The organism is Enterobacter sp. MGH 38, assembly GCF_000492855.1.
In the GTDB taxonomy this organism is placed as follows: Bacteria; Pseudomonadota; Gammaproteobacteria; order Enterobacterales; family Enterobacteriaceae; genus Enterobacter; species Enterobacter hormaechei_C.
Genome location: NZ_KI535608.1, coordinates 2,339,704 through 2,363,969, shown reverse-complemented (window position 1 = coordinate 2,363,969; position 24,266 = coordinate 2,339,704). Strand labels below are relative to the sequence as shown.

Genomic DNA, 24,266 nt, shown 5'->3' with positions numbered 1-24,266 from the left:
TCACAATGAAGGCGGCTTTTTTTTCGCAGTCTGTCAGGATTAAGGCGCTTTTTTATGCTGCGTAAAGAGTTCCGGCACCGGATCGCACCCGCTGGTATCGGCTTTTTTCACCTCTTCCAGCGCGCTGGCGACGGTATGGCGCGCTAAAACCGCTAACGAAGCCTGCTCCGCTTCATCAGCGATTGATTTGAAGTACCAGCAGGCGTTGGCGCTGACCACGCAGCGGGCCGGGACGTCAGGACGGGACGCCCACAGCTTTTTATCTTCAGTGACGGAAAGGTAGATATCACGCAGGGTGATCTCTTCAGCCGGGCGGCCAAGATGAATAGAGCCGTTGCGGCCAAGCGTGGAGACGATAATGCCGTCGCGGGCGAGAGGAACCATTAATTTGCGGATAAAGCTCGGATTCGCTTCCAGGCCGTAAGCCAGGATTGCACTCGTCGAACGTTCACCCGATTGCTCCGCCATCGCTACGCTGAGAACCATCTGCAAAGCTGTCGGGAAGCGGTAATCTAACATTTTTCTGTCCTGGGTTGCGGTGAATCTTGTTCTTTTTGGCACCGCAGAGGTGAATAATCAGTAAGTAACAATATAACAAATACGGTAATTTTATTGAAGCAATCTGCGGCATACGTGAAGTAACGCTGCGCTGACACATGTCAGGACGTGTAGCGCCGGGTTTACGTTCATGCGAACGCCGGATTCGGGAAATCAACGGTCACCATAAGACCACCTTCGGCTGACGTACTCAGATTGACCCTGCCGTTGTGTTGCTGCGTAACGGCTTTGACGATGGCAAGCCCCAGTCCACTCCCGCTTTGGGTCTGATTAGGATCGCGGAAAAATCTGTCGAACACGCGCTCCCGCAGTTCAATCGGGATACCGGGGCCCGCGTCTGAGACGCGCAGCTGAGCGCACTTATCACGCGATTGCAGTTGTACCTCAATGCGTCCACCCTCAGGGCTGTACTTCACGGCATTCTCAATTAAATTGTCGATCAGCGACACCAGACGTTCCCGAATGCCTGCGACATGGATTTCATCGTCGGCGAAGAATTCAAACTCAATTCTGCGTCCGGACGCCAGCGGTTCCAGGGCAGCCATTCGCTCCTGAATAAGCGTTGTCAGCGGCACAGGCGACATCACCGTGCTGATGTGTGCTTCGCTGTGCATCATCAGCAGAAGCTGATTGACGAGACGCGCAGCACGGCTATTGCTGCGAACAATGCCCGCAAGCAGTTCCTGCTGGCTTTCGCTGATGACCCAGGACTGCAATGCCTCGACGTTGATCCGCATCGCGGCCAGAGGCGTACGCAGTTCGTGAGCGGCATCGGCAATAAACATTTTTTCCCTTTCGGCGCTTTCCCGCACCCTGGCCAGAAAGTCATTAATCGCGTCGACCGTCTGGCGAAGCTCCCTGTGTCTGGGGACGGCTTTTAAAGGCGAGAGATCGTCCGGCGTGCGCAATGAAATTTCATCTACCACCTTGTTCCAGGGGCGCATCGCGATGCGGATGGACAGCCACGCGGGGAACAGAAGAAAAGGGATGCATATCATCAGCGGCATGACGTAGTAGCCGCGCGAGTTCAGATAGATAAAGAAATTCCAGCTACCGGCAGGGGTAAAAAGGGTGACCTCCACGTCGGAGTGCGCGGATTTGAGGGTACGGCTTGTCCATGTATGGTCCTCACTCTGGACATGCTGCATGACCCTCAGACGGCTATTTTTTACCCCCGTTGGCGCACCATCCGAAGAAAAAATAATCTCGTTATTCTTGCGAACAATGAGGTTGATGGACAGCTCCGGGTCTTCACCGCCGCCATAGCCCTCCCGCAGCGCCTTGCTGAACGCTGCCAGCACAGCATCACGCGCCTGCGGACGATCGTCCATACTCTCCACCAGGGAAAAAACGGTTTCATAAGTCTCACTGCCCGTCAGTATGGGAGGGCTACGCAGGTCTTCCAGCAAAATGAAGGTTAAAAAGAGACACCAGAGCAACGTAAGCAGCAGCATCTGGGCGACCAGCATTCGCCTGACCAGCGTGGGAAGCCGGAGGTGGTGCCAAAAATTACGCATCAACCTGCCGCCTTCTGAACGGGTACGGTATCAATGACATACCCAACGCCTCTTACCGTTCGCACAAAGCCATCGCCAATTTTTCGCCGCAGGTTACCCATATGCACGTCAAGCGCGTTGCTGAGGTTTTCTTTCGTGCCAAATATCCTTTCTTCCAGATACCGTCGCGTAAGCACGCGATCGGCGCGCAGCATTAACGTTTCAAGCAGCGCATATTCGCTTGCCGTCAGCTCAACGTGGCGTGCGCTCACCGTTACGCGACGCGTCGGAATATGAAGCGACAAACCGCGAATTTCTATTGCCTCATTTTCAAAACCGTAACTGCGCCGCGCAAGGGCTCTCACGCGCGCCAGCAGTTCGGCGAGAACAAAAGGTTTGACCAGATAATCGTCTGCACCTGCATCCAGCCCGCACAGGCGGTCCTGTAGCGTGCCTCGCGCCGTCAGGATGATGACGGGGACGCCCTTAAGCTGTTGACGCAGGCGCGTCATCAGGCTCATGCCATCGCCATCGGGCAGCCCCAGGTCGAGCAAAATAAGTTCCGGCACGCAGATCCCAAGCTGATGCAGCGCATCCTCTTTGCGGCGTACCCATATGACATCAAATCCTTGATCTGCAAGGGCGATACGCACGCCATTGCCGAGATCCAGGTCGTCTTCAATTAGTAGAATTTTCACATTGGTAACTGTATCAACAGTGCATGAAGAACAACTGAAGAAAAAACGGTAACAGGAATTCTTCAGGGTTTACAGAACCTTCACGTGCTTCAGCATTTCTTCATTTACGGCTCATAAGAACCTTAGGGTGAGTATTCAGAATGAGCGCTCTGGCGTTTAACACCGCTTGTATCGCAATCATCTGAATCCAAAGGGCTTCTTTAATGAGAAACATCACACTGCGTAATAGTTTCCCCCGTTCACGCATCGGTCGCAGCATGAAAAGCATCTTGCCGGGGGCCGTCCTGGCGTTACTGGCTACCCCGACCCTGGCGGCAGATCAGCCTCAGGGCAACGTGTTAACCCTGGGAGGCGGCGTGGATGTTGCGCCACGCTATTCCGGTTCGGACAAGAGCCGGGTCTCTGCGGCTCAGGTGGTTGATTACGCGATGGCCAATGGTTTTTTTGTCAGCACCACGCGGGGGATCGGCTACGGCAACAGCTTTGGTAACCTGGACTACAACGCAGCGCTGAGCTATCGCGCTGGACGTAAGGATCGCGACGTAAGCAGCGATTCGATCGCCTCCGGCAGCGACGACCTGCGAGGAATGGGTGACATTAAAGGCTCAGCTATCGTTGTGCCAGGGCTGGGATACAGGGTGACTGACTGGCTGACCGTGCAGTTGCAGGCAGAGGTCCCGGTTTCTGAGAGAGACAATGGTGAAGCTGTGCATTTCGGCATTGCCAGCCCGCTCTATACATCTCCGAAAAATGCGTTAACGCTGGCGCTGACCGGTAGCTGGGGATCCAGTAAGTACGTGCAAACCTATTACGGGGTGAATGCCGCCCAGTCGGCCGCATCGGGTTTTGCCCGACACGATGCCGGATCGGGACTATATGCGTATTCGCTGAACCTGGACTGGACTCATAAGCTCACCTCCCGCTGGAGCCTGCTTGCCGCAGCTGGCGTTACGCAGCTGACGGGAGAGGCAGGCGATAGCCCAATTGTTCAGCGAAAAACGTCTCCTGTGGGAAGTTTGAAGGTGACGTACAGCTTCTGATGGTTAAGAGTGGGGGGAAGGCGCGTTTGTGACAAAACCGCACATAACCCCGTTGCAGGAGCCAGAAGTGCATAAAGCCCGCAGGATGGCGTGGCCCGAAGTCGGACCGTTCATCATGCGGGCTTTTTTATCACTGTTGACCCGATAACGCCTGTTCAATCGTACGGGTAACGACGTCCGGCTGGCTGACCATCGATACATGGCTTGCCGCTACCTCCGTGGTGTTGGCGTTGATTTTCTTCGCCATTGCGCGCTCAAGCTCAGGATTGATCATCCGGTCATTTTTGCTGATCACATACCAGCTCGGTTTGTCATGCCAGGCGGCATGCGCGACTTTCTCCCCAAACGCATCGGCCTTAATAGGGCTTTGCGTCGCGGCAATCACGCTGCGCTCAACGTCCTTCACGTCAGGGGCAAAATTCTCGCTGACCGCTTTTGTCGGCAGATATAAATACCCCTCTGACGTTTTAGCGAGGCTGGCGCTCCCTGGCGGAGCAGGATAACTGTCTGCCAGATCTGCGGTCGACTGGCCGGAATCCGGCGCAAAAGCGGCAACGTAAACCAGAGACTTCACCCGCGCATTATTGCCCGCTTCGCTGATTACCGACCCGCCCCAGGAGTGCCCGACCAGCACAACGTCGCCATGAGCCCGGGCGATAGCACGCTGCGTGGCGGCGACATCATCTTTCAGAGACGTGAGCGGAAGTTGTACCGCAATGACCTCGGTATGGTGTTTTTGCAGCCGGGTAATCACCTTATTCCAGCTGCTGCCGTCGGCAAACGCCCCGTGCACCAGCACCACGCTGGCTTTCGTCTCTGCCAGCGCGCTGGTGGAAACCGCCAGCAGCGCCGCTGTTAATACAGACAATGCTTTCATAACAGGCTCCTTAAAAGTGGTGAACCGCGGCGTGTGGCGGCACGGTGAATTCAACGGTTTTATGGTCGATGGGCTTATGCGTCGGGTCGGCAACGATGATGGTTACCTTGTGTTTCCCGGCGGGCAGCCCGACCAGGATCACCGGCTCGCCGCTGGTATCAGCCCAGTGCCAGGGCGCGTCATCCACCACAACGTGAATATGGCCGATACGCGGAGTGACTTTCAGCGCGTCGGGTCCAAATACAGGTTCAATGCGCAGGTTTTCGACGCGGTACTGAATAAAGACTGCACCTTTACTCAGCGGTCCCGCCAGCGGTGGGTCGACGATCAGTTTTGCTGGCGGCTGGGGTTTTTCCTGCGGCGCTACGGCGGCCGGGCCATTAACATCAGCAGCGCTCAGGCCATCTAACGGTGCGGCCAGTGCGCCAGCAAAGGACGTCAGCGCAAATACAGGAAGCAGGAAATATCGACGAATCATCTGTGTCTCTCCTCATCAGTTTATTATGGCGAGGGATACAGAAGACCATTTTTATGTATCGGGGATGTTTGCTTCTGCGGGCGTTTTGTACCGGTTTGTCAGCGTAGCGCTCGGGATACAGTGCGATACAGTTTGTTTGCCTGGGCTGCGCACGAGCGCCACTGCGAACCCCGCAATGACCAGCGTCAGTCCTGCGGAAACCCACATTCCGCCTGTTATACCCAGCGACTTATTCAGCCACGCATACGCAAACGGAGAGGCGGCTGCCATCAGTTGGCCTGGAATAAGCAGCAGCCCCGTGCGGCTGGCATAGCGCTCTGTACTAAACAGTTCCAGGGGTAGCGTCGCTTTGACGATAGTCACCAGCCCGTTAATGGCACCAAAGCCGAACACAAATCCGGCGGCACACCAGGCCAGCATGTCGCTGCTCAGTCCGATGAGAAAACAAAGCGGCATGGCGAGCGCAGTGAAAAGCGTCAGTTTTAGCGGAGTGAGGCGCGCCCCTGCCAGCACCTCCATAAGGCGTGCACCGGTCTGCCCCATTCCCCACAGCATGCCGACGGCGACCGGCAGGCCGAAGCTGGCGATAAATTCGGGAAGGTGGGTAGAGGTGCCGTTAGAGACGAAGGTGATGAGAGCAATGAAGGTTGCATAAAGCCAGCCGTTACGCCTGTCATGAGGGGAAACCTGCGTACATGCTTTGGGCTTGACCGTAAAGCGCTGGCGCGGGAAGCGCCGAAGAAGCAGGGCACTGAGCAGACCGAACAGGGCGTAGATCTTCAGCGCATCCTGCCAACCCATCACGTTCAGTAAGGCGTCTCCCAGCGGCCAAAAGACAGCGGACGCCAGCCCGCCCGCCAGGGTGACACGAGAGATTGTCCTGCGTGCCTGCGGTCCGTATAGGTCCACAAGAGCGGAGAAAAGCGCATCATACAGCGACAGGCGCATCCCGATGCCGGTCAGCAACCAGGCGCCATACCAGCCTGAAAGTGTGGGCGTAAAGGCCATTGACAGACAGCTTACGGCGATCAGCAAGGTCCCGCTCATTACCACCCTTTATCCACCAAAACGCGCCAGCAGAGGAGCGACAAACGGCGAGACAATAGCCATAACCAGCATGGCCAGCGTCAGGCCGAGATAGATTTCGGGGGACGACCAGCTTCGGTCTGCTGTAATGGCATGAGCAAAGGTTCCCGGCATGTAAAAGGAGATCCCCCAGTTAATGAGTTGATTACATCCCGCAGTGAGCGCAAGACGGCGAGGGAGTGCAGGTGTTTCCATTATTTTTCATTCCGTTAGGCAGTTGTCCCGAGCATACAGGGCGCGGTATTGTGCTGGCAGAGCCGTATCCTTATTCACCCTATAAGAGAAACTTTGCATGACGACGCTCAATCTGGGACACCTCGCCACTTTTCGTCTGGTCGTTCAACGCGGCAGCTTTTCTGCGGCAGCAGATGTAATGGGTATTTCCCAGCCCGTCGTCAGCCTGCAAATACGCCAGCTGGAGCAGTTTCTTCAGACGCGGCTGATCGAACGTACGGGGCGTGGAATCAAAGCCACTGCTGCCGGTGAGGCGCTACGGGTGCACGGTGAACGTCTTGAACTGGCGGTTGAGGAGACAATTCGTTCGGTTAGCGCATTCAATCAGGAAGTGAGCGGCACCATCACGCTTGGCACGGGCGCGACGGCCTGTATTCATCTGCTTCCAGCGCTGTTGCAGCAGCTTCGTGAGGAGTATCCCCTGTTACGGATCGGAGTGACGACGGGAAATACGCCAGATATCGTCAGGGCGATTGAGGAGAATCGGCTGGATATGGGGCTGGTCACGCTACCGGCGAGCGGTCGTACGTTGGCGATTATGCACGCGATGGAGGAAGAGTTTGTCTGGATTGGCGCGCAGGTTCAGCCGGAAGAAGGGGAGCAGTTTACGCCAGACTCTTTATACGCTCAGCCGCTCATTGCGTTTGAGTCGGGCAGCGGTACGCGAACGTTGATTGACGGCTGGTTTGAAGCCCGCGGACTAGCCGTCTCACCGGTTATGCAGCTTGGCAGTATTGAGGCCATCAAACGCATGGTACGTGCAGGGCTGGGCTACAGTATTGTGCCGCGAATGGCGGTGGAGCATGCCGACGACCGGGAGGGATTACGCGTTCAATCGTTAACGCCCGTTCTGCGCCGGCAACTGGCGATAGTGATGCGTCAGGATAAGATCCTCAGCAAAGGGATGACGGTAATTATTCGGCTGTTACAGCGTGAACATGGACGTTAGCGCTCGGGCGAATCCACAACGAGGCCTGATTGCTGCGACTGAATTTTGTCCTGATGGTGATACCAGGCGCCAATGGAGGAATAAACAAAGCGGCCAAAGAAAAACAGGAAACTGATGAGCAGTATGATGCGGGTCATCCGGGTGTTAAATCGATGTCGTTTTCGCATACGCGTAGCCTGACTCACTTTCTTTTCCTGAGTATACCCTTTTGGGCGATACGGCTATTAAGGCACAGCCGCAAGTCTGGGTCAATTCGGCGAAATGTAAAATACCGTCAATGCTTACATTAATTTATGTTATTAAAAACAACGCTTTTATTTATCGCATTGATAATTACAGGAAAAATATTCAAAAAAAACGTAAGAAAGGTTTATTCAGATAAATTAATTTGATTTAGGTCAACCGCATCCCGTCGTTGATATTTAAAATCCCTCCTCCACTGTGCTTGCCAGGAATTTTCCGGGCAACGTGTACGTCAGGTTGGATGCCTGTCTTCCTTTACCCTCTGGAGCGCAAGGGTTGTAAACGAGCATCTATGAATATTCACCACATCCTGAAGCAAAATAAAGACCGCTGGTGGGCACTTCCTCTTATTTTACCCGTCGTGTTACTCCCGGTACTAAGTGTGGCTAATACCTTAACGCAGCTGGGCGACGGTATCGTTGCGCTCTATTATCTCCCGCTCTCTTTTCTGCTGGCGCTGATGTTGTTCTTTGGCCTGGAAGCCCTCCCCGGGGTGGTGGTATCGCTATTTTTACGTTATTACCCCTCCGTTGGGTTATTTGAAACCGTGGCTGGCATTCTGCATTTTATCGTTCCTCTGGTGCTCAGCTGGGGCGGTTATCGCGTATTTGCGCCCCGGCGTAATATGACCGCTTACGGTGACATACGCCTGATGGGGCAGCGTATTTTCTGGCAGGTATTTTGTCCGGCAACGCTTTTTCTGGTGCTGTTTCAGTTTGCGGTTTATCTCGGCATTTATGAGAGCCGCCAGAGCCTCGCGGGACTAAATCCCCTCAATATTCGGACACTTATTAACTATCAGGGGCTACTGGTGAGCGGGCTGACGGGCGTGCCGCTAAGCTACCTGCTGATCCGCCTGATACGGCATCCGCGCTATATCAAGGGACTGATGTCCCAGCTCCGCGCGCAAATAGACAAAAAGGTGACGGCCGTTGAGTTTGTGGTGTGGTTTTTAGCCCTGGGCGGGTTGCTGGTCATGCTGCTGCTGCCCATGAATGCAAACAGTTCCATTTTCAGTACCAACTACACCTTGTCCCTGCTGATGCCCGTGATGCTCTGGGGGGCGATGCGCTTTGGCTACAAGCTGATGTCACTCATCTGGACGCCGGTCCTGCTGGTGTCGATTCACTTTTTTTATCACTACATTCCGGTGCAAGAGGGGTATGGCATTCAGCTGGCGATCACCTCATCCAGCTATCTGGTCTTTTCCTTCGTTGTGACGTACATGTCGATGCTGGCGACACGCCAGCGCGCCATCAATATTCGCTCCCGCAGTCAGGCTTTTCTCGATCCGGTGGTGCATATGCCCAACCTGCGGGCGCTGTCGCGCGAGCTGGCCAGTCATCCGTGGTCAGCGCTCTGTTTACTGCGCGTGCCCGAGCTGGAGGTACTGGGACGCAATTACGGCGTGATGCTGCGGATCCAGTATAAACAGCAGCTGGCGCAATGGATAAACGGCACTCTACAGCCCAATGAGCGAGTCTATCACCTCACCGGGTATGACATGGCGGTGCGTCTGGATGCGGAGTCGCATCAACAGCGCATTGAGACGCTGGACGAGCATATCAAGCAGTTCGTTTTTGTCTGGGATGGTATGCCGGTACAGCCTCAGGTCGGCATAAGCTATTGCTATGTGCGCTCACCCGTCAATCACCTCTATCTGGTGCTGGGGGAGCTGGGCATCGTGGCCGATCTCTCCCTTTCTACCAACCACCCGGAAAATCTTCAGCAGCGCGGGGCTGTTCACTTGCAGCGTAGCCTGAAAGATAAGGTCGCGATGATGAGCCGTTTACAGGCCGCGCTGGAGCAGGACGCTTTTACCCTGCTGGTTCAACCCGTTCGCGGGCTGCGCGGCGATTGTTATCACGAGGTGCTGCTGCGAATGCGTGATGATAATGGGGCGCTGATCTTTCCCGAACAGTTCCTGCCCATAGCACAGGAGTTTGGTTTATCGTCGCGTGTCGATTTATGGGTACTGGAGCGTACGTTGAGTTTCCTGGCACAGCACCGCCAGCGGTTGCCGGGCCAGCGCTTTGCGATCAACCTCGCACCTTCTACCGTCTACCGGGCGCAGTTCCCGCTTGAAGTGAGCCGCCTGTTAGCCAAATACGCCGTTGAAGCATGGCAGTTGATCTTTGAAGTGACCGAAAGCAGCGCCTTTGGTCATGCGGATCTGGCGGCGTCTACCCTCAGGAAATTACAAAAAATGGGCATCCGGATCGCCATTGATGATTTTGGCACCGGCTACGCCAGCTATGCGCGGTTAAAAAGCGTGGACGCCGACATCCTCAAAATCGACGGCGGTTTTATTCGCAATATTGTCAGCAACAGCCTGGATTACCAGATTGTGGCTTCTATTTGCCATCTGGCCCGGATGAAGAAAATGCTGGTGGTGGCGGAATATGTGGAAACAGAAGAGATACGTAGCGCGGTGCACGCGCTAGGTATCGATTATGTGCAGGGTTATTTGATTGGGTTGCCGGCTGAGCTTGATACGTTGCTCGACACGGAGCCTTCTCAGGAGAGCGCCTGAGCCGTTACGCTGCCGCCTCAGAACTCTCTTCTTCAATCTTCAACAGCCAGCCGGTGACCGCTTCCCAGTACTGCTGCTCTTTTTCCAGATCCAGCAGTACCAGCGCGTTCTGGCTGAACCAGTCGTGCGGGAAGCTCAGCGTCCAGTGATAGTCATCCGTTTTTAGCTTCAGCGTCGGCGGCGTGGTGGTCGCCTGTCGCTGATTATTGAGCAATACGCCCAGGCGCAACAGCTGAATGAGCGGCAGGAACTGCTTTTTCTTAAACAACGTAAAGCGCGGCAGATCGTCGAGCTTGATGGCTTTGCGGTGATAGCGGACCAGCGTCGCCATCATGGTTTGCTGCTCCTGGTTGAAGCCAGGCAGATCGCTGTTTTGCAGAATATAGGCTGAATGGCGATGCATTCCGCTGTGGTTAATGTTCAGCCCCACCTCGTGCAGCATGGCGGCCCATTTTAACAGTGCGGCCAGCTGCGGATGCGCCAGCTTAGGATTTTGCTCCTCCCACTGCTCGTACATCTGCACCGTGGTTTCGAGAACGCGCTTCGCCTGTTCACGGTCGATGTTGTACTGGTTGGCCAGGCTCTGCGCGGTACGGCTGCGAATATCCTGATGACGGAAACGTCCTTCCATCTCATACAGCACGCCTTCACGCAGGGCGCCGTCAGAGAGACGCAGCTCTTTGATCGCCAGCGCGTCAAACACGCCGCAGAGGATCGCCAGCCCCGGTACGAACACGGCTTTACGTTCGTCGGACAGACCCGGCAAACTCAGGGCGTCGAAGCTCTTATGCTTAAGCACCTCTTCGGTGAGTTTCACCAGGCGCTCAGGCGTAATAAACCCGTCTTTTTCACCCATCGCCAGCAGCACTTCATGGGCCGCTTTAATCGACCCTGATGCGCCCAGCGCCACGTTCCAGCCCTGAATACGGTATTGCCAGGCCAGATTTTCCAGTTTTTGTACGGCGGCCATGCGCGCGCGCTGGAAGTTTTCGCGGGTGATGACGCCGCCCGGGAAATACATCTGCGCGAAGCTGACGCAGCCCATACGGCGGCTTTCCACCAGACGCGGCTCGAAGTCTTCGCCAATCACCAGTTCCGTGGAGCCACCGCCGATATCAATCACCAGCTTGCGGCCTTTTTCCGGCTGCGTATGCTCCACGCCCATAAAAATCAGGCGCGCTTCTTCGTTACCGGAGATGATCTCAATCGGGTAGGGGATAACCTTTTCCGCGCGCTTAAGAAATTCCGGCGCGTTCAGCGCCTGTCGTAGCGTATGCGTTCCAACGATGCAGACGCTGGACGGTGAAAAGCCTTGCAGACGTTCTGCGAACAGCGACAGGCAGTTCAGCCCGCGCTCCATAGCCTCTTCGCTCAGCATGTTACGTGCGTCGAGACCATCGGCCAGATGCACACGCTGCTTCAGACGACCGATGATCTGCATCGCGCCATCCACCTCGCGGGCGATGACCATATGGAAACTGTTTGAGCCAAGATCGACCGCAGCGAACTCCTGCGGGCGTGGGGTATTATCGTTTATTGGCATAGGTTAATCGGGTTGCTCAAGTGATTTAATGTAATCGTAAATCGCCAGCTGCGAGCGCACTTTACGGCGATTGCCGCGCGGTACATAGCGATTACTGAGTTCTTTGTCGATATAACGTGCTTTCACCGTATCGCTGAACAGGATCTCGATAATGTCCAGGATACGCTGCTTCAGGCGAGGATCCAGCAGCGGTGCCGCCACTTCAATACGGTAATCAATGTTACGCGTCATCCAGTCGGCGGACGAGAGGTATACGCGCTTATCACCGGCGTTATCGAAAATATAGACGCGATCGTGTTCAAGATAGCGATCCACAATGCTGATCACGCGGATGTTATCGCTAATGCCTTCCAGTTCCGGAATGAGCGAGCACATGCCGCGAATGAGCAGATTTACCGGAACGCCAGAGCTGGAGGCCGCGTACAGGCGGTCCACCAGCCCTTTGTCCACCAGATTGTTAAGCTTCAGCGTGATGCCGGACGACAAGCCGTTCTGCGCATTGGCAATCTCTTTGTCGATCATATCGTACAGCAGGCGCCGTGAGTTCTGCGGTGACACCAGCAGATAATCGAAGCTCACCGGGCGGTACGGGTTCTCAATGAAGTTGAACACCCGACGCACTTCGTTGGTGATGCGGGCATCGGCAGTCAGCAGCGAATAGTCGGTGTAGATTCTCGCGGTTTTCTCGTTAAAGTTCCCGGTACCGATATGGGCGTAGCGCACCACGTCGTCACCCTCTTTACGGGAGATCAGGAACAGCTTGGCGTGAATTTTCAGCCCCGGCGCGGAGAAGATGACGTGCACGCCCGCTTCCGTCAGTCGGCGCGCCCAGTGGATGTTGGCCTCTTCGTCGAAGCGAGCCTGGAGCTCAACTACCACGGTCACTTTCTTGCCGTTGTGCGCCGCGTGGATCATCGCATCGATGATGCGGGAATCTTTCGCCACGCGATAAATATTGATTTTAATCGCCAGCACGTTCGGATCGAATGAGGCCTGACGCAGCAATTCCAGCACGTGCTCAAAGGTATGATACGGATAGTAGAGCAGTACATCCCGTTCGCGGATGGCGTCGAACCCGTTGCGGAACTTATCGAACCAGATATGGCGCAGGCGCGGCAGCGGTTTGTTCACCAGATTGGCTTTGCCGACGTTCGGGAAGCCAATGAAATCTTTAAAGTTGTGGTAACGCCCGCCGGGAATAATGGAGTCGTAGCGGGAGATGGTCAGCTTATCGCGCAGCATCTCCACCATTGCGTCCGGCATATCACGCTGATAGACAAACCGCACCGGCTCCGCCGTCAGGCGCTGCTTGAGGCTGGAAGACATCAGCTCCATCAGGCTGGCTTCCATCTCATGCACCAGATCGTACTCGGCGTCACGGGTCATCTTCATAGAGTAGGCGTTGAGCGCGTCGTAATCGAAGAAGCCTTTGAAGATATCGTCCAGGCAGTAGCGCAGGATGTTATCCAGCAGGATCATCGGTTTACGTCGGCGCGGGGTTTCCGGCGGCAGGTTTACAAAGCGTGGGACTTTATCAGACGGTATTTCCAGCAGCGCGTAGTTAATGGTCTCACCACGAATGATTTCTACCGCCAGATAGGTGTAGTCATCTTTCAGGAACTGCACCAGATCGGTTTCACGGTTGATCAGAATCGGGGTGATATGCTGGCGCAGATAATGTTTAAAATAGTGGCGCAGCCAGTTTTGCTGATTCGCGGAGAGCTGGCGTTCGTTGATCAGGAAGATTTGGTTGCGTGCCATTTCCAGCAGCAGCTCGTTATAGAGGCCATCAAATTCCTGATCGGCTTTCATGACGCGAGACTGGATTTTTCCAAGCAGATGTCGCGAGTGGGAGTTTAAGCCCTGTTCTTCGCTGATGATGATTCGGCGTTTCAGTTCGGCGAAGCGAACCTTGTAGAACTCATCCAGATTGTTGGAATAGATGCCTAAAAAACGCATACGTTCAATCAGCGGGTTGGTTTTATCGGCCGCTTCCTGAAGAACACGTTCGTTGAATGCTAACCAGCTTAGCTCTTTCTCGATGTATAACTTTTCCTGACCCATTACAGCTCACACTCCAGTTCAATCACAGGACGTGGTAAATCCGTCTCGTCCTTATTATGGCGAGCATTTCCACGATATGTCCAACAGTGCCAGAAAAGTATGACAGTTATTTTTTTATTGGGGAATTTAGAGGGTTGGGGGAGGGGATGTCGGGTGGCGCTGCGCTTACCACGACCTACGGGACCGTAGGCCCGTGCAAGCGAAGCGCCGCCGGGCAATTCAAACACACTACTCTTCGGCAGCATAACCCTGCGGGGGCAACTTCACGCCGTCCAGCCAGGCTGCGCCGTTGCGCATCTCCAGACGTCCATCGACAAACCAGCTTACCACCAGCGGATAAATGGCGTGTTCCTGCGTCTGCACACGTTCGGTCACGTCGTCTTCGTTGTCGCCGTCAAAGACCGGTACTTTTGCCTGCAAAATGACCGGACCGCCGTCCAGCTCGTCGGTGACGAAATGCACGGAGGTACCATGCTCCTCATCGCCGTTCTCCAGCACCTGACGATGGGTGTGCAGACCGGGGTATTTTGGCAGCAGGGAAGGGTGGATATTGAGCAGTCGTCCGGCGTAGTGTGCAACAAAAGCCGGGCTCAGGATGCGCATGTAGCCTGCCAGCACCACCACGTCAGGCGCGTAGGCGTCAATCTCCTGCACCAGCTCACGGTCAAAGGCTTCACGCCCGGCGAACTGGCTGGCTTCCAGCGCGTGCGCAGGAATGTTCGCTTCCCGCGCGCGCTCAAGGCCGAATGCATCGGCCTTGTTGCTGAATACTGCCCGAATGGTGCCATTGATTTTCTTCTGTTTGCAGGCGTCTATGATTGCCTGCAAATTGCTTCCGTTGCCGGAAATGAGCACCACGATGTTTTTCATTCAATGACCACACGCTGTTCGGAATCGGAAGCTTTAATCGTACCGATTTTCCACGCGTTTTCACCTTTTTCTGTCAGCAGTTTAATCGCTTTATCCGCTTCGCTGGCGGGCAGGGCGATAACCATGCCCACGCCGCAGTTAAAGGTGCGGTACATTTCGTGAGAGCTCACGTTGCCTGCGGTTTGCAGCCAGTTGAAGACGGACGGCCACTGCCATGAGGAGGCGTCGATCACCGCCTGGGTATTATCCGGCAGTACGCGCGGAATGTTTTCCCAGAAGCCGCCGCCGGTGAGGTGAGCGATGGCGTGCACGTCGACGTTCTCAATCAGCTCCAGCACGTTTTTCACGTAGATGCGGGTCGGGGCCAGCAGGTGATCGGCCAGCGGTTTGCCGTCCAGCTCGGTGGTCAGCGGGTCGCAACCGCTCACTTCGAGGATCTTACGCACCAGAGAGTAGCCGTTGGAGTGCGGACCGCTGGAGGCCAGCGCAACCAGCACATCGCCGTCAGCCACTTTGCTGCCGTCGATAATTTCTGATTTTTCTACCACGCCGACGCAGAAGCCTGCGACGTCATAATCTTCACCGTGATACATGCCAGGCATTTCTGCGGTTTCACCGCCGACCAGCGCACAGCCGGATTGCAGGCAGCCTTCGGCGATACCGTTAATGACGCTGGCTGCGGTATCCACGTCCAGCTTGCCGGTCGCGTAGTAATCCAGGAAGAACAGCGGCTCAGCGCCCTGTACCACCAGGTCGTTGACGCACATCGCCACCAGATCGATACCAATCGTATCGTGACGCTTAAGATCCATCGCCAGGCGCAGTTTTGTACCGACACCATCCGTACCCGAGACCAGCACAGGTTCACGATATTTTTGCGGCAGCGCGCACAGTGCGCCGAATCCACCCAGGCCACCCATCACTTCCGGGCGGCGGGTTTTTTTCACCACACCTTTGATTCGGTCAACCAGCGCATTACCTGCGTCAATATCAACACCGGCATCTTTGTAGCTGAGAGAAGTTTTGTTGGTCACGGCTTAAATCCCCACGCGATTGCATAGCTAGTAAGAAAAATCGGCGCAATTCTAACAGTCCAGGCAAACGTTTGCGAGCCTATTCTCGGCGCGGGGATCTTTTTTTCTGTGCGGCCTGTCCAGGGCAACAAACTTGACTCTGTTCACGAAAATGAAACCGGTTTCGGCGATCTGCTTGCAACGGCAATCCCGTTTGCACATCATCAAACTGAAACCGGTTTCTGTAACTGTTTTTGCAGAAAATAACGCAGAATGAGGGATAGCGAATGTCAGGATTTAAATCAGGTTTTCTGTGGGGTGGGGCCGTTGCGGCGCACCAGCTTGAAGGCGGCTGGAAAGAGGGCGGCAAGGGCGTGAGCGTTGCTGATGTCATGACGGCAGGCGCCCATGGGGTACCGCGTGAAATCACCAACGGCGTGATGGAGGGGAAAAATTACCCAAACCACGAAGCCATCGACTTCTATCACCGCTATAAAGAAGACATCAAACTCTTTGCCGAAATGGGGTTCAAATGCTTTCGCACCTCCATCGCCTGGACGCGTATCTTCCCGAAAGGCGACGAGCTGGAGCCGAACGAAGCGGGACTCCAATTCTATGACGATTTGTTCGACGAGTGCCTGAAGCACGGCATCGAGCCGGTGATCACGCTTTCCCACTTCGAGATGCCTTTCCACCTGGTGACGGAATACGGCGGCTGGCGCAACCGTAAGCTGATCGACTTCTTTGTCCGCTTCGCGAAGGTCGTTTTTGAGCGCTACCAGCATAAAGTGAAGTACTGGATGACCTTTAACGAGATCAACAACCAGGCCAACTTCCACGAAGACTTTGCGCCGTTTACCAACTCCGGGCTGAAATATGCGCCGGGAGAAGATCGCGAGCCGGTGATGTTCCAGGCGGCGCACTATGAGCTGGTGGCCAGTGCTCTGGCGGTGAAGGCGGGGCGCGAGATCAACCCGTCACTGCAAATTGGCTGCATGATTGCCATGTGCCCCATCTATCCGCTGACCTGTGCCCCGGACGACATGATGATGGCGATGAACGCCATGCATCGCCGCTACTGGTTCACCGACGTTCACGTGCGCGGCAAGTATCCGCAGCATCTGCTCAACTACTTTGAACGTCGCGGCTTCGCGCTGGATATTACCGAAGAAGATAAAGTGGCGCTGACGCAGGGCTGCGTGGATTACATCGGGTTCAGCTACTACATGTCTTTCGCTACCAAAGCGACGGCGGATAATCCGACGCTGGATTACGACGAGAGCAAGAGCCTGGTTTCTAACCCGTACGTGCAGAAATCGGACTGGGGCTGGCAGATCGATCCTGTCGGGCTGCGCTACTCCCTGAACTGGTTCTGGGATCACTATCAGCTGCCGCTGTTTATTGTGGAAAACGGCTTTGGCGCGATCGACGTGCAGGAGAGCGACGGCACGGTGAACGACCAGTACCGCATTGACTACCTTTCCGCCCACATCCGCGAGATGAAAAAAGCGGTGGTGGAAGACGGCGTGGATCTGATGGGCTACACGCCGTGGGGCTGTATCGACCTGGTCTCTGCCGGCACCGGCGAGATGAAGAAACGCTACGGCTTTATCTTTGTCGATAAAGATAACGAAGGTAACGGCACGCTGAACCGCAGCAAGAAGAAATCGTTCGACTGGTATAAGCAGGTGATTGCCAGCAACGGCGATAACCTGTAATTGTCGGGTGGCGCTAACGCTTACCCGACCTACACTACACGTAGGCCCGCGTAAGCGCAGCGCCACCGGGCAGAACCCGCACCCAAGCCGGAGCTTCGCCTCCGGTTTTTTTGTCTCTAAATCACTTTGATTGATATACGTCAAGCAAGATGGGTATGGCCTAATCCGAAAAAAGCGGTATAATCCCGCGATTTTTTTGCGGATGCCACCTCAGAGGAGAAAGAGAATGAAGATTGTGGAAGTGAAACACCCACTCGTTAAACACAAGTTGGGCCTGATGCGTGAGCATGACATCAGCACGAAGCGTTTTCGCGAACTGGCTTCTGAAGTGGGTAGCCTGCTGACCTACGAAGCGACCTCTGATCTGGAAACGGAAAAAGTGACCATCGAAGGCTGGAACGGCCCGGTACAGGTTGAGCAGATCAAAGGTAAAAAAATTACCGTGGTGCCAATCCTGCGTGCGGGTCTGGGCATGATGGAAGGCGTGCTGGAGCACGTCCCAAGCGCGCGTATCAGCGTGGTGGGTATCTACCGTAACGAAGAGACGCTTGAGCCGGTCCCGTACTTCCAGAAGCTGGTCTCTAACATTGATGAGCGTATGGCGCTGGTGGTTGACCCGATGCTCGCGACCGGCGGTTCGATGATCGCCACCATCGACCTGCTGAAAAAAGCGGGATGCAGCAGCATCAAAGTGCTGGTGCTGGTTGCGGCGCCGGAAGGTATCGCGGCGCTGGAAAAAGCGCACCCGGACGTTGAACTCTATACCGCGTCTGTCGACCAGGGACTGAACGAGCACGGGTACATCATCCCGGGGCTCGGCGATGCCGGCGATAAGATTTTTGGTACTAAATAATCGAATAACGATAAAGAAGCCGACTTTGATAGTCGGCTTTTTTTTGAATAAAAACCAACAATGACACTCAGAGGAAAACACTATGACGCGCCGTGCTATCGGGGTGAGTGAAAGACCGCCGCTTTTACAGACAATCCCGCTTAGTTTGCAGCACCTGTTCGCCATGTTTGGCGCAACCGTGCTGGTGCCAATCCTGTTTCACATTAACCCGGCTACCGTGCTGCTGTTTAACGGCATCGGTACGCTGCTTTACCTCTTCATCTGTAAAGGCAAAATCCCGGCCTATCTCGGGTCGAGCTTCGCGTTTATCTCCCCGGTACTGCTGTTGCTGCCGCTGGGTTATGAGGTCGCGCTGGGCGGCTTCATCATGTGCGGCGTGCTGTTCTGCCTGGTCTCCTTCATCGTGAAGAAAGCCGGTACCGGCTGGCTGGACGTGATGTTCCCGCCTGCGGCAATGGGGGCCATCGTTGCCGTCATCGGCCTGGAGCTGGCGGGTGTCGCGGCGAACATGGCTGGGCTGCTGCCTGCGGACGGTCAGTCACCGGATTCTAAAACCATTATTATTTCGCTGGTGACGCTGGGCGTGACGGTATTCGGTTCCGTCCTCTTCCGCGGCTTTATGGCGATTATCCCAATCCTGATCGGCGTGCTGGCGGGTTACGCGCTCTCCTTCGTGATGGGCGTTGTGGATACCACCCCGATTGCCGAGGCGCACTGGTTCGCGCTGCCAACCTTCTACACCCCGCGCTTTGAATGGTTCGCCATTTTCACCATTCTGCCTGCCGCGCTGGTGGTGATTGCTGAGCACGTCGGCCACCTGGTGGTGACGGCGAACATCGTGAAGCGCGACCTGATCCGCGACCCGGGCCTGCATCGCTCCATGTTTGCCAACGGTTTCTCCACCATCATCTCTGGTTTCTTCGGCTCCACGCCAAACACGACTTACGGTGAGAATATCGGCGTAATGGCGATCACCCGCGTCTACAGCACCTGGGTTATCGGCGGCGCGGCGATCATCGCCATTCTGCTCTCCTGCGTTGGTAAACTGGCGGCAGCGATCCAGATTATCCCGGTGCCGGTGATGGGCGGCGTTTCTCTGCTGCTGTACGGGGTGATCGGTGCCTCCGGTATTCGCGTGCTGATTGAATCCAAAGTGGATTACAGCAAGGCGCAGAACCTGATCCTGACCTCCGTTATCCTCATTATCGGCGTGAGCGGCGCGAAGGTGCACATCGGCGCGGCAGAGCTGAAGGGTATGGCGCTGGCGACCATCGTCGGCGTCGGCCTGAGCCTGATTTTCAAGCTGATCTCGGTGATCCGCCCGGAAGAGGTGGTGCTGGACGCGGACGACAGCGAAAAAGCGCCACATTGATCGTCATGCCGGGCGAAGGATCGCCCGGTTCTCTCCTTGCAGGTTCCGTGTTAAACTCCATTCCGATTTTATGTAAGATCTCTGGTTGAGGTATTTCTGAACGGACCGGCACAGCTCTCTCTGCCACTTTATCTCCCTGACGATGAAACTTTCGCGAGTTTCTGGCCGGGTGATAACCCCTCTTTACTGGCTGCACTGCAAAACGTGCTGCGCCAGGAACACAGCGGATACATCTATATCTGGTCACGCGAAGGCGCGGGACGCAGCCACCTGCTGCATGCCGCCTGTGCGGAGCTTTCGGCGCGCGGTGACGCGGTAGGCTATGTGCCGCTGGATAAACGCACCTGGTTTGTGCCTGAGGTGCTGGAGGGCATGGAACATCTCTCCCTGGTCTGCATCGATAATATCGAATGCGTGGCGGGGGACGAACCGTGGGAAATGGCGATCTTTAACCTCTACAACCGCATTCTGGAGTCGGGCAAAACCCGGCTGCTGATCACCGGCGATCGTCCGCCGCGCCAGCTCAATCTGGGGCTGCCGGATCTGGCGTCTCGTCTGGACTGGGGGCAAATCTACAAGCTGCAACCGCTGTCGGATGAAGACAAACTCCAGGCACTTCAGTTGCGCGCCAGACTGCGCGGATTTGAACTGCCGGAAGACGTAGGGCGCTTCCTGCTCAAGCGTCTGGATCGGGAGATGCGCACGCTCTTTGATACGCTCGATCAGCTCGATCGCGCCTCCATCACCGCCCAGCGCAAGCTGACCATTCCGTTTGTGAAAGATATTCTTAAGCTTTGAGTTTTTTGCCCGGTGGCGCTGCGCTTACCGGGCCTACGAAAACCCGTCATACCTTGCAGGCCGGGTAAGGCGCAGCCGCCACCCGGCTAAAGATCCCCCAACAAGTGCTCCACCAGCAGCGGAATCGGTCTTCCCGACGCCACGCTCCGTCCGTTTTCTCGCCACAGCGCCGTCCCGCTGATATCCAGATGCGCCCACGGAATAGTCGGCGGGCAGAAATGGTGCAGCAGCCACGCCGCCGAGGCGCTGATCGCCGCATTGTTGGTCGGCGTGTTGCACAGATCGGCAATCGCGCTGTCGGTTTGCTTTCTCAGCCTCGCATCCAGCGGCAGGGACCACACCTCGTCGCCGCTCCGTTTGCCCGCGAGCGTCAGTGCCTGACGCAACGGCTCATCCTGGGTCATCAGCCCGCTCAGCTCATACCCCAGCGCTTTCACCACCGCTCCGGTTAAGGTCGCCATATCAATAATATAATGCGCCTGCGGATGGCGCTGACTCGCCCAGGCGATAGCGTCTGCCAGCACCAGCCGGCCCTCGGCATCGGTGTTGTTGATTTCCACCGTAATGCCGTTGCAGGCTGTTGCCACCGTGCCGGGCTGCATGGCGTCGGGGCCGATGGCGTTTTCCGCCAGCGCCAGCACGCCCATGATGCGCACGGGTAATTTCTGCTCCGCAACGGTCAGCATCAGCCCGAGCACGTTAGCCGCGCCGCACATGTCATATTTCATGGTGTACATGCCCGCGCCTTCCTTCAGCCACAGGCCGCCGGTGTCAAAGGTAATGCCTTTTCCCACGTAGCAGCGCACCGGGCCATCAGACACGCCGTTATAGTGAATAGCCAGCAGGCGAGGCGGGCAGGTCGCCCCTTTGCCAACGGCGTGCAGTAGCCCCAGCCCCTGCTCAACAATTTGCTTTTCATCCAACACCTCGCAGCGCAGGGCAGGGCTGGCGGCACACAGTTTTTGCGCCTCTTCCACCACAAACTGCGGCGTACAGCGGTCGGACGGCATATCCGCCAGACGTCGTGCCGCAACCATGCCGAGCGCAATGGCCTGCTGCTGGCGGAAGGTCGTCTCCAGCTTCGCCTGCTGTTCCGGCAGGCAGAGGGCAGTGATGCAGGTAAGACGCAGCGCTTCGTCCGTCTTCTTCAGCTTCAGGTCACTGAGCATGTGCGCCTGATTAAAGAGAAAACGCAGTACCTGCGCCAGCACCACATCGTCGATATCCGTCACGTCCAGCACGAGTTCGGCGCTGGCGGGGGCGGTAAGCAGCGGTCGCAGGGCCGTGATCAACCCTTCGGTCAGGGCGTCATGCCAGAGCGCATCCGGCAACAGAGTGATGCGGGCAAACGGCGCGCAGCCAAAGCGCGCGTCCGCGACGGTGCTCTGCTGGCGCATTTCAGCGATAAGAGCGCTATCCGGTAACAGGGAACTGTCAGCGCGCGCAATCAAATGGCTCTGCGGCTTCGCGTCTGAAAGCGCGTTGATAAACTGGTACGTGATCATCATAACTCCTCAATCGGTGCGCAGATCCGCGCGGCATAGGCCTGCATCCACTCCTCATCTACCGCGTGATAGTGCGTTTTGTCCCGCAGGCGTTCAGTACGGAAAACGGTGAGGGGCTGGCGAGCCGTCGCCACCACGAACGAGAAGGTTTTGATGTTGGTCGCGGCGCCAAATTCTCCTTTGCTGTTCATGCACACCACGGAGAGATCGCCCGCGCGACCGAAGCGCGACATCAGTTTGTCTTCCAGTTCGAACACGACCGAATCCGCCGCCTGCTGCGGCGTCATGCCTTGCGCCATCCGGCGAACGATTTCGTAGCTGGTACAGCCCTTCATCAGATCTTCACCGACGCCCGTGGCGGTGGCCGCGCCGGTTTCGCTGTCGCAGTAAAAGCCGGAGCCGATGATGGGTGAGTCACCGAGGCGACCGCGTTTTTTCATAAACAGGCCGCTGGTGGAAGTGGCGACGCTCATCGAGCCCTGTTTATCGAGGCCGATGATGCCGACGGTGTCATGTCCGTCGTAGGGGCTTAACCCCTTATCCAGCGTTTCGCGGCAGCGCTTACGGTAGTGTTGCATGGCGCGATCCGTGAGCATGGTTTTATCGGCAAAGCCCTGACTCAGCGCCCATTCGCGCGCGCCCTGGCCGACCAGCAGGCTGTTATAGCGCTGACGGCTGAGCGCGTGCGCCACGCGCACCGGGTTGGCGATATCCACCAGATTGCCCACGGCGCCGAACGCCAGCGTGTCGCCGTCCATATAGGCCGCGTCCAGCTCCACCTCGCCGTTCTCTGTCGGCAGCCCGCCGTAGCCGACGGATTTATACAGCGGAAAGTCCTCGACGGCGGCGACGGCATCCACTACCGCCGCAGCGACCGGTTTGCCCGCAGCCAGCGCAGACGCAGATTCCGTGACGCCTTCAAGCGCCATTCGCCAGGTTGCGATAATTCCCCACATGCTTTACTCCTGTTTTGCAAGGGTGGTGTCGGTTTGCGTAACGCTGGCTATTTCCGCCGCGCGGTACTGTTTATCCAGGATACGCATGAAAGGCAGGTACAGCATGGCGCCAATCAGCAGGTTGATCAGCTGCATCACGCTGCCGCTCAGGTGCCCGGTGACGATAAAGCCGCTAATAACCGGCGGCAGCGTCCAGGGGATAAACACCCCGGTGGTGACGGCGACCGCACCAATTTTCATCGCCGCATACTGCACGGTGACCAGCACCAGCGGCACCAGATTGAACGGGATGAGCATGATTGGGTTCATGATCACCGGCAGGCCAAAGAGAATCGGTTCGTTGATGTTAAACACCGAGGCACCCGCACCGAGGCGCGCCACTTCGCGCATGTTTTTGCTGCGGGCGAAAATCAGCATCGCAATCACCAGCGACAGCGTGGCGCCCGCGCCGCCCATCCAGATCATGTCAAAAAACTGTTCGGTGATGATGTGCGGCGGCGTCGTTCCCGCCTGAATCGCGGCGATGTTGTCGGTCTGGTTCTCCATCCACAGCGGACGAATAATCCCGTTGATCATCGAACCTGAGTTAATGCCCACTGACCACAGAATGGTGATGCTGAATACGGTCATCAGCGCCCCGAAATAAGAGGTGCCGTAGTGGCGCACCGGGGTGGCAACCACTTCATAAATAAACTGGTGGATGGTGTGGTAGTGGGTGTTTTCAAAGATGATGCGGATAAGCAGCACCAGAATCATCACCAGCAGGGCCGGGATCAGGGCCGCGAACGACTCCTGCACCGCAGGAGGCACGCCGTCCGGCATTTTGATGACCAGCTTTTTGCGCTTCAGCCAGCAGAACAGTTCCGTCCACAGCAGGGAACCGATCATCGCCACGAACAGCCCTTTGCTGCCAATCCACTCCACCGGCATCACGGTAATGCCGCCGTTTTCCGCCACTTTGATAAAGGGCGTCAGGATCAGAAACGCGACCAGCGCCAGGATGCCGCAGGAGATGCGGTCCTCGCCATAATGCTCAGCCAGGCGGTAGGCCACCAGGAAGCTGATAAACAGCGACATGGTTGAGAACACCGCGTTAAACGGGATCTCTATAATCGCACTCCAGCTCTCACCAAAGGCCTGAGACATAAACTGCTGATAGGCCTGATTCGGGAAGGAGGAGATCACCAGCAGGATGGAGCCGACGATGATAAACGGCATGAATGAAACGTAGGCCCCACGAATGGCCCCAAGATGACGCTGCTGGGCCGTTTTCGCCGCCAGCGGCATCAGTTTTGCTTCAAGAAATCCCAGAACATTGTTCATTGTGAACTCCGTACAAGATTGAGAGGTGTTGTTTATGTTATGTCTGTGGATTATCAGTG

The 24,266-nt window shown here is 56.2% G+C and carries 20 protein-coding genes and 1 pseudogene; 7 read left to right on the top strand and 14 right to left on the bottom strand.

Translation table 11 applies throughout. The annotated features are described in order from the left end of the window. Positions 1-39: 39 nt before the first annotated feature. From L384_RS00505 to L384_RS00515, 3 genes are all read right to left on the bottom strand, one after another. Complete coding sequence (locus tag L384_RS00505; protein WP_023325043.1) at positions 40-519, bottom strand: RrF2 family transcriptional regulator; 480 nt, start codon at positions 517-519, stop codon at positions 40-42. A gap of 167 nt (positions 520-686) precedes the next feature. After that, positions 687-2,075, bottom strand: a complete 1,389-nt coding sequence (locus L384_RS00510) for a sensor histidine kinase (protein ID WP_023325042.1) — start codon at positions 2,073-2,075, stop codon at positions 687-689. Beyond that, positions 2,075-2,752 carry a response regulator gene (locus L384_RS00515; RefSeq protein ID WP_017383516.1) on the bottom strand — a complete coding sequence of 226 codons (678 nt, stop codon included), beginning with the start codon at positions 2,750-2,752 and terminating at the stop codon, positions 2,075-2,077. Before L384_RS00515 ends, L384_RS00510 begins: the two co-directional genes overlap by 1 nt. 203 nt (positions 2,753-2,955) lie before the next feature. On the opposite strand from L384_RS00515, the gene L384_RS00520 reads away from it, so the two are divergent. Next, the gene (locus L384_RS00520) at positions 2,956-3,792 is read left to right on the top strand and encodes a MipA/OmpV family protein (RefSeq protein ID WP_023325041.1); all 837 of its coding nucleotides are present in this window, start codon (positions 2,956-2,958) and stop codon (positions 3,790-3,792) included. A gap of 130 nt (positions 3,793-3,922) precedes the next feature. On the opposite strand, the gene L384_RS00525 is transcribed toward L384_RS00520, so the two are convergent. The 3 genes and pseudogenes from L384_RS00525 to L384_RS00535 all read right to left on the bottom strand — a co-directional run bounded on the left by L384_RS00525 (position 3,923) and on the right by L384_RS00535 (position 6,428). Further along, the gene (locus tag L384_RS00525; protein WP_023325040.1) at positions 3,923-4,669 is read right to left on the bottom strand and encodes an alpha/beta fold hydrolase; all 747 of its coding nucleotides are present in this window, start codon (positions 4,667-4,669) and stop codon (positions 3,923-3,925) included. Positions 4,670-4,679: 10 nt separating this feature from the next. After that, positions 4,680-5,147 carry a DUF6130 family protein gene (locus L384_RS00530; RefSeq protein ID WP_003860582.1) on the bottom strand — a complete coding sequence of 156 codons (468 nt, stop codon included), beginning with the start codon at positions 5,145-5,147 and terminating at the stop codon, positions 4,680-4,682. A 51-nt stretch (positions 5,148-5,198) separates the two neighbouring features. After that, positions 5,199-6,428, bottom strand: a pseudogene (locus L384_RS00535) (MFS transporter). Between the two features lie 97 nt (positions 6,429-6,525). Here L384_RS00535 and L384_RS00540 point away from each other — a divergent pair. Then, positions 6,526-7,416, top strand: coding sequence for a LysR family transcriptional regulator (locus L384_RS00540; protein WP_023325037.1), 891 nt, complete (start codon positions 6,526-6,528; stop codon positions 7,414-7,416). Here L384_RS00540 and L384_RS22250 read toward each other — a convergent pair. Continuing rightward, the gene (locus tag L384_RS22250; RefSeq protein ID WP_017383512.1) at positions 7,413-7,583 is read right to left on the bottom strand and encodes a YfgG family protein; all 171 of its coding nucleotides are present in this window, start codon (positions 7,581-7,583) and stop codon (positions 7,413-7,415) included. The genes L384_RS00540 and L384_RS22250 overlap by 4 nt on opposite strands. A gap of 368 nt (positions 7,584-7,951) precedes the next feature. Here L384_RS22250 and L384_RS00550 point away from each other — a divergent pair, with 368 nt between their 5' ends. Continuing rightward, positions 7,952-10,192, top strand: coding sequence for an EAL domain-containing protein (locus tag L384_RS00550; protein WP_023314636.1), 2,241 nt, complete (start codon positions 7,952-7,954; stop codon positions 10,190-10,192). A 4-nt stretch (positions 10,193-10,196) separates the two neighbouring features. Here the strand turns inward: L384_RS00550 and ppx are convergent, their stop codons facing one another. The 4 genes from ppx to purM form a co-directional block, all read right to left on the bottom strand. Next, the gene (gene ppx / locus L384_RS00555; RefSeq protein WP_003860570.1) at positions 10,197-11,735 is read right to left on the bottom strand and encodes an exopolyphosphatase; all 1,539 of its coding nucleotides are present in this window, start codon (positions 11,733-11,735) and stop codon (positions 10,197-10,199) included. A 3-nt stretch (positions 11,736-11,738) separates the two neighbouring features. Further along, on the bottom strand, positions 11,739-13,799 hold the full coding sequence (ppk1, locus tag L384_RS00560; RefSeq protein WP_022651559.1) for a polyphosphate kinase 1: 2,061 nt from the start codon (positions 13,797-13,799) through the stop codon (positions 11,739-11,741). A 228-nt stretch (positions 13,800-14,027) separates the two neighbouring features. Continuing rightward, positions 14,028-14,669 carry a phosphoribosylglycinamide formyltransferase gene (gene purN, locus L384_RS00565; RefSeq protein ID WP_006811493.1) on the bottom strand — a complete coding sequence of 214 codons (642 nt, stop codon included), beginning with the start codon at positions 14,667-14,669 and terminating at the stop codon, positions 14,028-14,030. Next, positions 14,666-15,703: a phosphoribosylformylglycinamidine cyclo-ligase gene (purM, locus tag L384_RS00570; RefSeq protein WP_023325036.1), complete on the bottom strand. Its 1,038-nt coding sequence runs from the start codon at positions 15,701-15,703 to the stop codon at positions 14,666-14,668. The genes purN and purM overlap by 4 nt, the downstream gene beginning before the upstream one ends. A gap of 266 nt (positions 15,704-15,969) precedes the next feature. On the opposite strand from purM, the gene L384_RS00575 reads away from it, so the two are divergent. The 4 genes from L384_RS00575 to L384_RS00590 all read left to right on the top strand — a co-directional run bounded on the left by L384_RS00575 (position 15,970) and on the right by L384_RS00590 (position 20,423). Beyond that, positions 15,970-17,400, top strand: coding sequence for a 6-phospho-beta-glucosidase (locus L384_RS00575; protein ID WP_023325035.1), 1,431 nt, complete (start codon positions 15,970-15,972; stop codon positions 17,398-17,400). 226 nt (positions 17,401-17,626) lie between these two features. Further along, complete coding sequence (gene upp / locus L384_RS00580; protein WP_003860560.1) at positions 17,627-18,253, top strand: uracil phosphoribosyltransferase; 627 nt, start codon at positions 17,627-17,629, stop codon at positions 18,251-18,253. An 82-nt stretch (positions 18,254-18,335) separates the two neighbouring features. Next, a complete protein-coding gene (gene uraA, locus L384_RS00585) occupies positions 18,336-19,625 on the top strand; it encodes a uracil permease (RefSeq protein ID WP_003860558.1) in 1,290 nt (429 codons plus the stop codon). Between the two features lie 96 nt (positions 19,626-19,721). Continuing rightward, a complete protein-coding gene (locus L384_RS00590) occupies positions 19,722-20,423 on the top strand; it encodes a DnaA inactivator Hda (RefSeq protein WP_211482948.1) in 702 nt (233 codons plus the stop codon). An 86-nt stretch (positions 20,424-20,509) separates the two neighbouring features. Here L384_RS00590 and L384_RS00595 read toward each other — a convergent pair whose 3' ends face one another. From L384_RS00595 to celB, 3 genes are read right to left on the bottom strand one after another with little or no spacing between them, the layout of a single operon-like run. Continuing rightward, positions 20,510-21,928 (bottom strand): leucyl aminopeptidase family protein, encoded by a 1,419-nt coding sequence (locus L384_RS00595; protein ID WP_023325034.1) that lies wholly within the window; start codon positions 21,926-21,928, stop codon positions 20,510-20,512. Further along, complete coding sequence (locus tag L384_RS00600; protein ID WP_023325033.1) at positions 21,928-22,884, bottom strand: N(4)-(beta-N-acetylglucosaminyl)-L-asparaginase; 957 nt, start codon at positions 22,882-22,884, stop codon at positions 21,928-21,930. The genes L384_RS00595 and L384_RS00600 overlap by 1 nt, the downstream gene beginning before the upstream one ends. 3 nt (positions 22,885-22,887) lie before the next feature. After that, positions 22,888-24,207 carry a PTS cellobiose transporter subunit IIC gene (gene celB, locus L384_RS00605; protein ID WP_023325032.1) on the bottom strand — a complete coding sequence of 440 codons (1,320 nt, stop codon included), beginning with the start codon at positions 24,205-24,207 and terminating at the stop codon, positions 22,888-22,890. Positions 24,208-24,266: the final 59 nt, after the last annotated feature.

Excerpts from the sequence above, each read along its gene's own strand:
- L384_RS00550 (WP_023314636.1), top strand. The coding sequence starts at position 7,952 with ATGAATATTCACCACATCCTGAAGCAAAATAAAGACCGCTGGTGGGCA.
- L384_RS00575 (WP_023325035.1), top strand. The coding sequence starts at position 15,970 with ATGTCAGGATTTAAATCAGGTTTTCTGTGGGGTGGGGCCGTTGCGGCG.
- L384_RS00510 (WP_023325042.1), bottom strand. The coding sequence starts at position 2,075 with ATGCGTAATTTTTGGCACCACCTCCGGCTTCCCACGCTGGTCAGGCGA.
- L384_RS00595 (WP_023325034.1), bottom strand. The coding sequence starts at position 21,928 with ATGATCACGTACCAGTTTATCAACGCGCTTTCAGACGCGAAGCCGCAG.
- L384_RS00505 (WP_023325043.1), bottom strand. The coding sequence starts at position 519 with ATGTTAGATTACCGCTTCCCGACAGCTTTGCAGATGGTTCTCAGCGTA.
- L384_RS00520 (WP_023325041.1), top strand. The coding sequence starts at position 2,956 with ATGAGAAACATCACACTGCGTAATAGTTTCCCCCGTTCACGCATCGGT.
- ppx (WP_003860570.1), bottom strand. The coding sequence starts at position 11,735 with ATGCCAATAAACGATAATACCCCACGCCCGCAGGAGTTCGCTGCGGTC.
- purN (WP_006811493.1), bottom strand. The coding sequence starts at position 14,669 with ATGAAAAACATCGTGGTGCTCATTTCCGGCAACGGAAGCAATTTGCAG.
- L384_RS00525 (WP_023325040.1), bottom strand. The coding sequence starts at position 4,669 with ATGAAAGCATTGTCTGTATTAACAGCGGCGCTGCTGGCGGTTTCCACC.
- celB (WP_023325032.1), bottom strand. The coding sequence starts at position 24,207 with ATGAACAATGTTCTGGGATTTCTTGAAGCAAAACTGATGCCGCTGGCG.
- L384_RS22250 (WP_017383512.1), bottom strand. The coding sequence starts at position 7,583 with ATGCGAAAACGACATCGATTTAACACCCGGATGACCCGCATCATACTG.
- ppk1 (WP_022651559.1), bottom strand. The coding sequence starts at position 13,799 with ATGGGTCAGGAAAAGTTATACATCGAGAAAGAGCTAAGCTGGTTAGCA.
- upp (WP_003860560.1), top strand. The coding sequence starts at position 17,627 with ATGAAGATTGTGGAAGTGAAACACCCACTCGTTAAACACAAGTTGGGC.
- uraA (WP_003860558.1), top strand. The coding sequence starts at position 18,336 with ATGACGCGCCGTGCTATCGGGGTGAGTGAAAGACCGCCGCTTTTACAG.
- L384_RS00540 (WP_023325037.1), top strand. The coding sequence starts at position 6,526 with ATGACGACGCTCAATCTGGGACACCTCGCCACTTTTCGTCTGGTCGTT.
- L384_RS00600 (WP_023325033.1), bottom strand. The coding sequence starts at position 22,884 with ATGTGGGGAATTATCGCAACCTGGCGAATGGCGCTTGAAGGCGTCACG.
- L384_RS00530 (WP_003860582.1), bottom strand. The coding sequence starts at position 5,147 with ATGATTCGTCGATATTTCCTGCTTCCTGTATTTGCGCTGACGTCCTTT.